At 61.5% G+C, this 13,552-nt stretch carries 10 protein-coding genes; all 10 read left to right on the top strand.

Annotated features, from left to right (window positions below):
- The first annotated feature begins 6 nt into the window (after window positions 1-6).
- Complete coding sequence (alg8, locus tag ACP7CZ_RS04050; RefSeq protein ID WP_034128706.1) at window positions 7-1,476, top strand: mannuronan synthase; 1,470 nt, start codon at window positions 7-9, stop codon at window positions 1,474-1,476.
- Between the two features lie 37 nt (window positions 1,477-1,513).
- Complete coding sequence (locus tag ACP7CZ_RS04045) at window positions 1,514-2,680, top strand: alginate biosynthesis protein Alg44 (protein ID WP_034128707.1); 1,167 nt, start codon at window positions 1,514-1,516, stop codon at window positions 2,678-2,680.
- A 170-nt stretch (window positions 2,681-2,850) separates the two neighbouring features.
- Window positions 2,851-4,230, top strand: a complete 1,380-nt coding sequence (algK, locus tag ACP7CZ_RS04040) for an alginate biosynthesis TPR repeat lipoprotein AlgK (RefSeq protein WP_198861703.1) — start codon at window positions 2,851-2,853, stop codon at window positions 4,228-4,230.
- A complete protein-coding gene (locus ACP7CZ_RS04035) occupies window positions 4,227-5,717 on the top strand; it encodes an alginate export family protein (RefSeq protein ID WP_054921029.1) in 1,491 nt (496 codons plus the stop codon). Before algK ends, ACP7CZ_RS04035 begins: the two co-directional genes overlap by 4 nt.
- A complete protein-coding gene (gene algG, locus ACP7CZ_RS04030; RefSeq protein WP_072434204.1) occupies window positions 5,717-7,285 on the top strand; it encodes a mannuronan 5-epimerase AlgG in 1,569 nt (522 codons plus the stop codon). The genes ACP7CZ_RS04035 and algG overlap by 1 nt, the downstream gene beginning before the upstream one ends.
- An 11-nt stretch (window positions 7,286-7,296) precedes the next feature.
- Window positions 7,297-8,745, top strand: coding sequence for an alginate O-acetyltransferase (locus tag ACP7CZ_RS04025; protein ID WP_198791258.1), 1,449 nt, complete (start codon window positions 7,297-7,299; stop codon window positions 8,743-8,745).
- 8 nt (window positions 8,746-8,753) lie between these two features.
- Entirely contained in the window at window positions 8,754-9,863 is a 1,110-nt protein-coding gene (locus tag ACP7CZ_RS04020) for a mannuronate-specific alginate lyase (RefSeq protein ID WP_054898941.1), read from the top strand.
- 189 nt (window positions 9,864-10,052) lie between these two features.
- A complete protein-coding gene (locus tag ACP7CZ_RS04015) occupies window positions 10,053-11,585 on the top strand; it encodes an MBOAT family O-acyltransferase (RefSeq protein WP_003188730.1) in 1,533 nt (510 codons plus the stop codon).
- 11 nt (window positions 11,586-11,596) lie between these two features.
- Entirely contained in the window at window positions 11,597-12,769 is a 1,173-nt protein-coding gene (locus ACP7CZ_RS04010; RefSeq protein ID WP_054921024.1) for an alginate O-acetyltransferase, read from the top strand.
- Window positions 12,770-12,786: 17 nt separating this feature from the next.
- Window positions 12,787-13,443, top strand: coding sequence for an alginate O-acetyltransferase AlgF (locus ACP7CZ_RS04005; protein ID WP_032893493.1), 657 nt, complete (start codon window positions 12,787-12,789; stop codon window positions 13,441-13,443).
- The last annotated feature ends 109 nt before the right edge of the window (window positions 13,444-13,552 follow it).

The following is a 13,552-nucleotide window of genomic DNA, read 5'->3' as shown; positions in this document are numbered from 1 at the left end:
GCGAATATGCAACGGTTAAACCAAGCGACTGGCTGGCTACTATTTCTGGGGCTTTTAGCGCTTCTAGCTCTGGCTCTGCCAGCCAGCACCTTCGATTCGCAATCGAAGAATTTTATTTTCCTGATTGGTGCCGTGGGTATCTGGCGCTACTCGATGGGCGCGACGCATTTCTTTCGCGGCATGCTGTTCCTGTATGTGGTGTACCCGCACCTGCGCCGCAAAGTGCGCAAGCTGGGCAAGGCCGCCGACCCGTCCCATGTGTTCCTGATGGTCACCAGTTTTCGTATCGACGCGCTGACCACCGCCCAGGTCTACAGCTCGGTGATTCGCGAAGCCATCGACTGCGGCTTCCCCACCACCGTGGTGTGCTCGCTGGTGGAAATGTCCGATGAGCTGCTGGTGAAAAGCCTCTGGGAAAAGATGAACCCGCCGGCTCACGTCAAGCTCGACTTCGTGCGCATCGCTGGTACCGGCAAGCGTGACGGCCTGGCCTTCGGTTTTCGCGCCATCTCGCGCCACCTGCCGGACGACCGCGCCGTGGTCGCCGTGATCGATGGCGACACCGTGCTGGCCGAAGGCGTAGTGCGCAAGACCGTGCCGTGGTTCCAGCTGTTCGGCAATGTCGGTGGCCTGACCACCAACGAATTCTGCGAAGTGCGCGGCGGCTACATCATGAGCGAATGGCACAAACTGCGCTTCGCCCAACGCCACATCAACATGTGCTCCATGGCCCTGTCCAAGCGCGTGCTGACCATGACCGGGCGCATGTCGGTGTTCCGCGCCAGCGTAGTGACTGACCCGGGCTTTATCGCCGACGTGGAAAGCGACTCGCTGCAACACTGGCGCCTGGGCCGCTTCAAGTTCCTCACCGGGGATGACAAGTCCAGCTGGTTCAGCCTGATGCGCCTGGGCTACGACACTTTCTACGTGCCGGACGCCGCCATCAACACCGTGGAACACCCGCCGGAAAAGAGCTTTATCAAGGCCAGCCGCAAGCTGATGTTCCGCTGGTACGGCAACAACCTGCGCCAGAACTCCCGTGCCTTGGGCCTGGGCGTGCGTCGCCTCGGCCTGTTCACCAGCGTGGTGCTGTTCGACCAGCGCGTATCGATGTGGACCTCCCTGCTCGGCCTGACCGTGGCCATGATCGCCACCTTCAAGTACGGCGGCGCGTTCATCCTCGCCTACCTGCTATGGATCGGCATTACCCGCCTGATCCTCACCCTGCTGTTGTCGTGCTCCGGCCACAAGATCGGCCCGGCCTACCCGCTGATTCTCTATTACAACCAGATCATGGGCGCGTTGGTGAAGATCTACGTGTTCTTCCGCCTTGATCAACAGTCCTGGACCCGCCAGGACACCAAACTGACCCGCGATTTGGCCAGCTTTCAACGTTGGTTCAACACCTGGTCGTCTCGGACCATGACCTTCTCCGCCGGCAGCATCTTCGTTGCCGTGTTGCTGATGATGGTCTGACCCTGCCAAGCCTGAATTAACCTAGGAATTACACCCGATGAATAGCCAAGTAAACGCCAACGTTGTCCACGAATCCGAAGCCCAGCGCCAACACGCCCGGGTGAAAATCCCGGCCAAGCTGCGCTTCTTCAACAGCGACCGCACGCCGACCGAAGCAAAGGTTATCGACCTGTCCGCCGGCGGCCTGGCTTTCACCGCCACCCAGCCGCTCACCATCGGCCAAGTGCACAAGGGCCGCCTGCAGTTCGTGATCGATAACCTCGGCCTGGCCATGGACGTGGAGCTGCAGATTCGCTCCTACGACCGCCAGACCGGCCGCACCGGTTGCCAGTTCCAGAACCTCGATGCCCAGGATATTTCTACCCTGCGCCACCTGATCACCTCGCACCTGTCCGGTGACATCGTGACCATGGGCGACGTACTCGCGACCCTGCAACGCGACAACTTCACCAAGGCACGCAAGGTCAAGGACGGCGGCAGCGGCATGACCGCGTTCGGTCGCCTGCGCGCCGTGACCTTCAGCCTGGCGATCTTCCTGGTGGGCCTGGCGGCCTTCGGTTTTGTGGTCAAGTCGCTCTACGGCATGTACTTCGTCAGCCACGCCCAGGCCGGCCTCGTCAGCGTACCGGGCATGAACGTGACCATGCCCCGTGACGGCACCGTGCAAAGCCTGCTCAAGGGTGATTCGGTAGCAGCCAAGGGCGCGCCGCTGGCGACTTTCAGCACCAGCATGCTCGATGTACTCAAGGGCCACCTGGACGAAGACCAGTTGCAACCGGCCAAGGTCGAAGAACTGTTCGGCAAGCAAATGACCGGCACCCTGACTTCGCCGTGCGATTGCGTGGTGGCCCAGCAACTGGTCGCCGACGGCCAGTACGCCAGCAAGGGCGATGTGATCTTCCAACTGGTGCCGCGTGGCAGCCAGGCTAATGTGGAAGCACGCTTCACCTACCGCCAGTTTGGCGATGTACGCCCAGGTACGCCGGTGAGCTTTCAGGTCGCCGACGAAGAACAAGTGCGCACCGGCACCATCGTCAGCAGCACCAGCCTGAACAGCGCCGACCTGTCCTCCGACATCCGCGTGCAGATCAAGCCTGATGCACCGCTGGACAGCACCTACGCCGGCCGCCCGGTGGAAGTCACCAGCGACCGTGGCCCATCGCTGAACTGGCTGATCGACAAAGCCATGGCTCACGGTCTGTAAGCGAGGACATGCCTGTGATGACTCTCTCAAAAACACCACAATCCCTGTGGGAGCGGGCTTGCTGTGGCGAGGGAGCTTGCTCCCGCTCGACAGCGCAGCTGGAGCCGGCTTTTGGGGGCGCTGCGCCCCCCAGCGGGAGCAAGCTCCCTCGCCACAAAGGCAGTGCCCACATTGGTTCGGTAGCGTTGATCGCCCTAGCAATCAGCCTGGCCGGTTGCGCCGGCCTGCCCGACCAGCGCCTGGCCAACGAAGCCCTCAAGCGCGGCGACACCGTCACCGCGCAGCAGAATTACCAGCAACTGGCAGACCTGGGCTACAGCGAGGCCCAGGTGGGCCTGGCCGATATCCAGGTCGGCACCCGTGACCCGGCGCAAATCAAACAGGCCGAAGCCACCTACCGTGCGGCGGCAGATACGTCGCCGCGTGCCCAGGCACGCCTGGGTCGCCTGTTGGCGGCCAAGCCCGGCGCCACTGAGGCCGAACACCATGAAGCCGAAAGCCTGCTGAAAAAAGCCTTTGCCAATGGTGAAGGCAATACCTTGATCCCGCTGGCAATGCTGTACCTGCAATACCCCCACAGTTTTCCCAACGTGAATGCCCAGCAGCAGATCAGCCAATGGCAGGCGGCGGGTTACCCGGAGGCAGGCCTGGCTCAGGTACTGCTGTATCGCACCCAGGGTACCTACGACCAGCATCTGGATGATGTGGAGCGCATCTGCAAAGCCGCGCTGAACACCACCGATATCTGCTATGTCGAACTGGCCACGGTCTATCAGAAAAAACAGCAGCCGGAACAACAGGCCGAACTGCTCAAGCAAATGGAAGCAGGCGTCAGCCGTGGCACCGTGACTGCGCAGCGCGTCGACAGCGTGGCCCGCGTACTCGGCGATGCCACCCTCGGTACCCCGGACGAAAAAACTGCCCAGGCATTGCTGGAAAAAATCGCCCCTGGCTACCCGGCGTCCTGGGTCAGCCTGGCGCAACTGCTCTACGACTTCCCCGAACTGGGCGATGTCGACCAGATGATGAAGTACCTCGACAACGGCCGTGCCGCCGACCAGCCACGCGCCGAATTGCTGCTGGGCAAGCTCTACTACGAAGGCAAGTGGGTGCCGGCCGATGCCAAGGCTGCCGAGGCGCATTTCGAGAAAGCCGTGGGCCGTGAAGTGGCCGCCGATTACTACCTCGGCCAGATTTACCGCCGTGGCTACCTGGGCAAGGTCTACCCGCAAAAAGCCCTCGACCACCTGCTGACCGCAGCGCGCAACGGCCAGAACAGCGCCGACTTCGCCATTGCCCAGCTGTTTTCTCAAGGCAAGGGCACCAAGCCCGACCCGTTGAACGCCTATGTCTTCAGCCAACTGGCCAAGGCCCAGGACACGCCAGAGGCCAATGACCTGGCCACCCAGCTCGAAGCGCCGCTGACGCCTGAGCAACGCGCCGAAGGCCAACGCCTGGTGCAACAGGAACTGGCCGCCCGCGGCACCCTGGCCCAAAGCACGCTGCAACTGCACGCCCTGCAAGAAGAAGACGGCGAGGAATCCCTATGAAGCTCAACCCATTCGTCAAGGCCGGTATCGGCCTGACCTTCGCCCTGCTGTGGTCGTGCCCGACCCTGGCCGCGCTCACCGAAGCCAAGAACTTCGGCCTGGAAGTCAAAGCCACCGCGCAGTCTGAAGATGACCGCGACCTCGGCACCCAGAAAGGCGGTGACGTCAACGGTATCGGCCTCGACCTGCGCCCCTGGATCTACGGCGAAAGCGGCGCATGGAGCGCCTACGCCATGGGCCAGGCAGTGGTTTCCAGCGATATCATCGAGACCGACACCCTGCAACAGTCGGCCGATGACACCACCGAGCAGCAGTCGAGCAACGACGACCGCAAGGCCAAGAAAAACTACCTGGCCCTGCGTGAGTTCTGGGTCGGCTACAGCGGCTTCACGCCCTACCCCGGCGAGATCCTCAAGTTCGGCCGCCAGCGCCTGCGCAATGACGACGGCCAGTGGCGCGACACCAACATCGAAGCGTTGAACTGGACCTTCGACACCACCCTGCTCAAGGCCAACGTCGGCGCTGCCGAACGTTTCAGCGAATACCGCACCGACCTCAAGGAACTGTCGCCGGTCGACAAAGACCGCCAGCACTTCTACGCCGACGCTGCCTACCAGTGGACGCCGGGCCAGTGGATCGGCGTGCGCGGCCACCACACCCATGACGACGGCAAGCTCGACTACGCCGAACCGGGTGTCGCCAGCGACCCGTTGGACAAGCGCGAAAACGGCGACCTGACCTGGCTGGGCATCGAAGCCAACAGCGACGCCTACAACTGGCGCAACACCAACACCGTCAACTACTGGGCAAGCATCACCGGCATGCGCGGCGACCGCGACAAGGTCAACGCCTTGAACGCTGACGGCACACGCCCCACCAGCGCCAAGCGCAGCGATGACCTGAGCGGCTGGGCCACCGATATCGGCGTGCGCCTGCGCCTGGATCCGCAGTGGCAAGTGGGTGCCGCGTACTCGCGCGCCAGTGCCGAGTACGAACAGAACGGCCTGCAAAGCAACCGTTCGAACTGGACCGGCACCCAGTCCCGCGTGCATCGCTTCGGTGAAGCGTTTCGCGGCGAAATGAACAACATGCAGTCCATGAGCCTGTTCGGTTCCTGGCAACTGCGCGAGGACTACGACGCCAGCCTGGTGTACCACAAGTTCTGGCGCGTGGACGGCAACAAGCCGGTGGGCAGCAACGGCATCGACGCGGTGCAGAACAACACCGATGACGTCACCGGCGCGATCCTCTCCAGCACCTCCCTGCCGTTGGAAGACGGCAAGAAAGACCTCGGCCAAGAAATGGACCTGGTGGTCACCAAGTACTTCAAGAAAGGCTTGCTGCCAGCGGCGCTGAGCCAGTCGATCGACGAGCCTTCAGCCCTGGTGCGTTTGCGTGCCGGCGTGTTCAAGCCCGGCGATGCCTATGGCAGCCAGGTCGACTCCTACATGCACCGCGCGTTTGTCGACGTGGTCTGGAAATTCTGATGGGAGCCTGCGCCATGAATGCTCAAAGCCTACTCGTCGCGGCAATGCTGATGGCCAGCGCCACAGCGTTTGCCGATACGGCGGCCAAGGCGCCGATCATCGCCAAGGAACTGCAACAGGCCAAAACTTACACCATCTCCAGCCCGCCCACCGCGCCGCTGGAAATGGCCAAGCCGGCGCTGCCCGACCTGTCGGGCTACACCGCGCAGGCGATGGAAAAGAAAATCGTCAAGACCAAGGCGGGCAAAATCAGCATCCGCCGCATGATGCAAGAAGACGCGCTCAAGGACTTTATCGGCGGCGATAACAAGATGGCCGAATGGGTGGTGCGCCAGCATGGCATTCCCCAGGCGATCTTCGTCGACGACGGCTACATGAACCTCAAGGACCTGCTGGGCAAGGTGCCTAAGCAGTACTTCAGCGAAACGTCGCCGGGTGTCTTTTTGGCCAAGCTGCCGATCGTGGTCGGTCGCAAGGGCATCCTCGATATCGACAAAAATACCCAGGAACTGCGCCTGTCCCAGCAAGCCGGCTCGTTTTTGATCAACGACGGCCAGCTGTTCGTGCGTGACACCAAGGTCACCGGCTGGGATGAAAAAGCCAACGGCCCGGCGCTGTTCAAGTCGGCCAAGGAGTTCCGCCCGTTCCTGCTGGCCTGGGGCGGCACCGAGACCTATATCTCCAAGACCAAGATGGCCAGCTTCGGCTACGCCAACAGTAAGTCCTACGGGGTGAGTATTTCCCAGTACACGCCGAACATGGCCAAGGTGCTCAAGCGCCCCGAGCCGACCGGTTGGATCATCGACTCCGAGTTCTCGGACATGTGGTACGGCTTCTACTGCTACGAGACCACAGGCTTTGTGATCAAGGGCAATACCTACAAAGACAACATCGTCTACGGCATCGACCCCCATGACCGTTCCCACGGCCTGATCATCGCGGACAACACCGTGTACGGCACCAAAAAGAAACACGGCATCATCATTTCCCGGGAAGTGAACGACAGCTTCATCTTCAACAACCGCAGCTACGACAACAAGCTTTCGGGCCTGGTGATCGACCGTAACAGCGTGAACAACCTGATCGCCGACAACGAGATCTACCGCAACCACACCGACGGCATCACCCTCTATGAGAGCGGCGACAACCTGCTGTGGGGCAACAAGGTGATCAGCAACCGTCGCCACGGGATCCGCGTGCGTAACAGCGTGAACATCAAGCTCTACGAAAACACCTCGATGGCCAACGGCCTGACCGGCGTGTACGGCCACATCAAGGACTTGACCGACACCGACCGCGACATCGCCCTCGACCCGTTCGATGCCAAGGTCTCGCTGATCGTGGTTGGCGGTGAACTGGCGGGTAACGGCAGCGGGCCGCTGTCTATCGACTCGCCGTTGAGTATCGAGCTGTATCGCGTGTCGATGCTGGCGCCGACCAAATCCAGCGGTATCAGCTTCTCCGGCATCCTGGGTGACCGCCAGGAAGAAATTCTCGACCTGCTGGTGCGCCAGCAGAAAGCCGTGCTGATCGACCCCGTCGAACGCCAGACCGAATTGCAGGACTGAGGATGACCCTTATGCACCCACACATGATCAAACTGCTGAGCCTCTCGGGTCTGACCCTCGGCCTGCTGGCGGCCAGCCAGGGCGTACGCGCCGATGAAGTGCAAGCCCCTACCTTCACCGCCGAACCGTGCTGCAGCCTGTGCCCGGCCGCCCATGACGCCAAGAACTACACCACGCGCTACCAGCAGAACTTCACCACCTTAGTGCAAGCCCAGGGCGACTGGCTGTTCCGTACCCAGGAAGACCTGCGCACCGAGTTCGACACCACCCCGGCCGGCTACAAGCGCATGCAGCAGTTGCACGATGCGTTCAAGAGCAAGGGCGTGGAACTGGTGGTGGTCTACCAGCCGACCCGTGGCCTGGTGAACCGCAACAAGCTCAACCCTGAGGAAAAGGCCAAGTACGATTTCGACAAGGCCCTGACCAACTACAAGACCATGCTCGGTCGTTTCGCCAAGATGGGCTACGTGGTGCCAGACTTGTCGCCGCTGACCAACGAGCAACTGCCGGATGAGTTGCCGGCCCACGATTTCTACTTCCGTGGCGACCAGCACTGGACCCCGTACGGCGCCCAGCGCACCGCGAAAATCGTCGCGGCCAAGGTCAAGCAGATGCCGGAATATGCCGAGATTCCCAAGCGTGAGTTCGAGACCAAGCGCTCGGGCCGCATGGGCAAGACCGGCACCCTGCACAACATGGCCGGGCAACTGTGCGGCACCAGCTATGCGATCCAGTACATGGACCAGTTCACCACCGAACCCAAGGGCGAAGCCGGTGACGGCGACCTGTTCGGCGATTCGGGCAACCCGCAGATCACCCTGGTGGGCACCAGCCACAGCGGCAAGAACTACAACTTCGCCGGCTTCCTGGAAGAAGAAATCGGCGCTGACATCCTCAACGTCGCCTTCCCCGGCGGCGGCCTGGAAGGCTCGATGCTGCAGTACCTGGGCAGCGATGAATTCCAGAAGAGCCCACCGAAGATCCTGATCTGGGAATTCTCGCCGCTGTACCGCCTCGACCAGGAAACCATCTACCGCCAGATGATGGCGCTGCTGGACAACGGCTGCGAAGGCAAGACCGCGCAGATGTCGGCCAGCACCACGCTCAAACCGGGCAAAAACGAACTGATGGTCAACAGCGCGAACAAAGACCTGCGCAACGCCAACCATCAGGTCGATATCCGCTTCGCCGATCCGTCGGTGAAAACCTTGCAAGCCACCCTCTGGTACATGAACGGGCGCCACGAGGACATCAAGATCGAGAAACCCGAAACATCCGATACAGACGGGCGTTTCGCCTTTGAACTGCGCACCGATGAAGACTGGGCCTCGCAGAACTTGCTGGCCGTGGAAGTGCAGGGCCCCGAAGCGGGCACTGCGGCGCAGAAGGTTGAAGCGAAAATTTGCACACGCAACGTATTCCCAAGCGGTGGTCAGCAGACCGCCCAACTCGGGAAGTGAGGTTACTTATGCAAAAGTTATTGCTCCCTACCCTGCTGGGCCTGGCCGTGTTTGCCGGCTCCGTGAATGCGGCCGCGCCGTTGCGCCCGCCCCAGGGCTATTTCGCACCGATCGAAGCGTTCAAGACCGGCGACTTCAAGAATGATTGCGACAGCATGCCAACGCCCTACACCGGGCCATTGCAGTTTCGCAGCAAGTACGAAGGCTCCGACAAGGCCCGTTCGACCCTGAATGTGCAGTCGGAAAAAGCCTTTCGCGACAGCACCGCCGACATCACCAAGCTGGAAAAAGACACCAGCAAGCGCGTGATGCAGTTCATGCGCGACGGCCGTCCACAGCAGCTCGAATGCACGCTCAACTGGCTGGTGTCATGGGCCAAGGCCGATGCGTTGATGTCCAAGGACTTCAACCACACCGGCAAGTCCATGCGCAAATGGGCATTGGGCAGCATGGCCTCGGCCTATGTGCGCTTGAAGTTCTCCGAGTCGCAGCCGCTGGCCAAGCACCCGCAGGAAGCCCAGCAAATCGAAGCCTGGTTCAACAAGCTGGCCGACCAGGTGGTGAGCGACTGGGACAACCTGCCCCTGGAAAAAACCAACAACCACTCCTACTGGGCCGCCTGGTCGGTGATGGCAACGTCCATCGCTACCAACCGCCGCGACCTGTTTGATTGGGCGGTGAAGGAATACAAGGTCGGCGTGAACCAGGTCGATGACCAGGGCTTCCTGCCGAACGAATTGAAGCGCCAGCAACGCGCCCTGTCGTACCACAACTACGCCCTGCCGCCGCTGTCGATGATCGCCAGCTTTGCCCTGGTCAACGGCGTGGACCTGCGCCAGGAAAACAACAGCGCGCTCAAGCGCCTGGGCGACAAGGTGCTGGCCGGGGTGAAAGACCCGGACATCTTCGAGCAGAAGAACGGCAAAGAGCAGGACATGAAGGACCTCAAGGAAGACATGAAATTTGCCTGGCTTGAGCCCTTCTGCACCCTCTACACCTGCGCCCCGGACGTGATCGAACGCAAGCATGGCATGCAACCGTTCAAGACCTTCCGCCTGGGCGGCGACCTGACCAAGGTCTACGACCCGGCGCACGAAAAAGGCAACAAAGGCAGCTAGTCGCTGATCGTTCCCACGCTCTGCGTGGGAATGCAGCACGGGACGCTCTGCGTCCCAAAGCGTGACGCACAGCGTCACAAGAGGCATTCCCACGTAGAGCGTGGGAACGATCACAACCTCCCCCGAAATCGTGGGGGGGTTTGGGGGGGCTCCGGCCCTTGACTGTTGGTTAAACATGGAGAGATCGGGATGGTTTTCTCGTCCAATGTGTTCCTGTTTCTGTTCTTGCCGATCTTTCTCGGCTTGTACTACTTAAGCGGGCAACGCTATCGCAACCTGCTGCTGCTGATTGCCAGCTACGTGTTCTACGCCTGGTGGCGAGTGGACTTCCTGGCGCTGTTCGCGGCCGTCACGCTGTGGAACTACTGGATCGGCCTCAAGGTCGGTGCCGCCGGTGTGCGCACCAAGCCGGCGCAGCGCTGGCTGTTGCTCGGCGTGGCGGTCGACCTGTGCATCCTCGGCTACTTCAAGTACGCCAACTTCGGCGTCGACAGCATCAATGTGATGATGAAGTCCGCGGGACTGGAGCCGTTCATCCTCACCCACGTGCTGTTGCCGATCGGGATCTCGTTCTACATCTTCGAGTCCATCAGCTACATCATCGACGTGTACCGTGGCGACACTCCGGCGACTCGCAACCTCATCGACTTTGCGGCGTTTGTGGCGATCTTCCCGCACCTGATCGCCGGTCCCGTGCTGCGCTTTCGTGACCTGGCCGACCAGTTCAACAACCGCACCCACACCCTGGATAAATTCTCCGAGGGCTGCACGCGGTTCATGCAGGGTTTCATCAAGAAGGTCTTTATTGCCGACACCCTGGCGGTGGTGGCCGACCATTGCTTCGCCCTGCAAAACCCCACAACAGGCGATGCCTGGCTCGGCGCGCTGGCCTACACCGCGCAGTTGTACTTCGACTTCTCCGGCTACAGCGACATGGCCATTGGCTTGGGCTTGATGATGGGTTTCCGCTTCATGGAAAACTTCAAGCAGCCGTACATCAGCCAGTCGATCACCGAGTTCTGGCGGCGCTGGCACATCAGCCTGTCCACCTGGCTGCGTGACTACCTGTACATCACCCTGGGCGGCAACCGCAAAGGCACCCTGACCACTTACCGCAACCTGTTCCTGACCATGCTGCTCGGTGGCCTGTGGCACGGTGCCAACATCACCTACATCGTGTGGGGCGCCTGGCACGGCATGTGGCTGGCGATTGAAAAAGCCATTGGCCTGAACACCGCGCCGCGCAGTTTCAATGTGCTGCGCTGGGCCTTCACCTTCCTGCTGGTGGTGATGGGCTGGGTGATCTTCCGCGCCGAAAACCTGCACGTTGCCGGGCGCATGTACGGTGCGATGTTCAGCTTCAGCGAATGGTCGTTGTCGGAACTCAACCGCGCCAACCTTACCGGCCTGCAAGTGGCAACCCTGGTGGTGGCCTACGCAACGCTGGCGTTTTTCGGCCTGCGCGACTTCTACACCAACCGCCCGGCCGACAAGGCCAAGCCAGCCGACCCGAGCCTGATCAAGGCCGTACCCGGCGACAATCCTGGCAGCATCCACGAGCCCGGTTTCAGCGTGGGCCGTGACGCTGCCGTGCAACCGGCCTACTGGACCGCTGACTGGCCACGCTACGCCATGCGCGCTGCGGTGCTGCTGCTGTTCGTGGCGTCGATTCTCAAACTGTCGGCGCAGAGTTTCTCGCCGTTCCTTTACTTCCAATTCTGAGGGAGCCGACCATGACCCGTTCATTACGCGTCCTCTACATAAGCCTGTTCCTGGTGCTGCTGCTGGCACTGGGCGCCTGGTCACTGCGCAGCTTCTTTGGCTTCAGCACCAACGCCGATGCCACGGTGCTTAACGGTCGCTGGACCAAAGCCGTCGAGACTCACTACGACGACGAGTTCCCGATCAAGCGCCTGGGCACCAACCTGTGGGCAGCGCTGGACTACAAGCTGTTCAATGAAGGCCGCCCTGGCGTGGTGCTGGGCCGTGACCACTGGTTATACAGCGACGAGGAATTCAACCCCGCCGTCAACGAAGACCAGAACCTGCAAGGCAACTACGCGCTGGTCGAAGGCGTACGCCAGAAGCTCAAGGCCCAGGGCATCCAACTGGTGATGGCGATCGTGCCGGCCAAGGTACGCCTGTACCCGGAGCACTTGGGTGAGGTGAAACCGGCGAGCATCCACGCCAACCTGTACCAGGACTTCCACGCCCGCGTGGCGGCAGACAACATCCCGGCGCCAGACCTGCTCGGCCCGCTGCAACAGGCCAAGCTCGCCGGCAAGCAGGTGTTCCTGCGTACCGATACCCACTGGACCCCGGACGGTGCCGAAGTCGCCGCCAAGCAATTGGCCAAGGCGATTGCCGACAAGACCCCACTGAGCGGCGAGCCGCAGCGTTTTGTCACCGAGGCCGAGAAAACCGAACCGCATAAAGGCGACCTGCGTTTGTTCCTGCCCCTGGACCCGCTGTTCGAAAACCTGATGCCGCCCAAAGAGCCGCTGGAAAAACGCGTCACCCACCTGGCCGAAGAGAAAGGTGATGACGCGCTGTTCAGCGACAGCGAAACCCCGGTGGCACTGGTCGGCACCAGCTACAGCGCCAACCCCAACTGGAACTTCGTCGGCGCACTCAAGCAAGCCTTGCACAGCGACGTGGTCAGCTACGCCGAAGACGGCCATGGCCCGATCCTGCCGATGCTCAGCTATCTCAAAAGTGATGACTTCAAGAACAGCCCGCCCCAGGTGCTGATCTGGGAGTTTCCTGAACGCTATCTGCCCGTTAACAACGAAATCGGTGATGCCGACCCAGCCTGGGTTGCGCAGCTTAAACAAGCCGGTTCGCGCCAACAGAACATGGCAATCAACACATCTAAATCCGAGACGCCCGACCGGGCGCAAAACTGAAAGAGAGGTAACTCACAATGACTTTCACTACTACTCCTCGTCGTCTCGCTAAAACCCTGGCTATCGCAGCGGGCTTGAGCTTCGTATCCCTGTCGGCCTTCGCTGCCGGTGATGCCGCCCTGTACGGCCCGACCGCACCAAAAGGCTCCAGCTTTGTACGTATCTACAACGCCAGCAACCAGGAAGTCAGCGCCACCGTCGGCAGCACCAACCTCAGCGACGTTGCGCCACTGGCCAGCAGCGACTTCAGCTTCATGCCGGGCGGCGACTACAGCGCCAAGGTCGGCAGCCAGACCTTGCCGGTCAAACTGGCTGCCGACCACTACTACACCCTGGTCAACAGTGGCAGCGGCCAGCCGCAGTTGATTGAAGAGCCCCCGTTCAAGAACAAGCAGAAATCCCTGGTGCGCGTGCAGAACCTCAGCGACAAGGCCCTGACCCTGAAAACCGCCGACGGCAAGACCGATGTGGTCAAGTCGGTGGCTGCCAAGGGCCGTGGCGAGCGTGAGATCAACCCGGTGAAAGTGAGCCTGGCGTTGTATGACGGTGACAAGAAAGTCGGCGATGTGAAGCCGGTTGCGTTGGAACGCGGTGAAGCGGCGGTGCTGTATGTCACCGGTTCTGGTTCGAGCCTGTCGCCAGTGTGGGTGAAACGCCCAGTGTCGACCCGCTGACTATTTCCCTGAGTTGACACGCCCCCTTGTGGGAGCGGGGGGGTGGGGGGGGGGGGGGGGGGGGTGGGCGCAGCGCCCACCACCCCCCCCCCCAACACAACCGCGGGCC

It is taken from the genome of Pseudomonas sp. DWP2-2 (assembly GCF_049897065.1).
In the GTDB taxonomy this organism is placed as follows: Bacteria; Pseudomonadota; Gammaproteobacteria; order Pseudomonadales; family Pseudomonadaceae; genus Aquipseudomonas; species Aquipseudomonas paracarnis.
The sequence above is the reverse complement of the archived record's forward strand: the minus strand, read 5'-3'. Positions and strand labels throughout refer to the sequence as shown.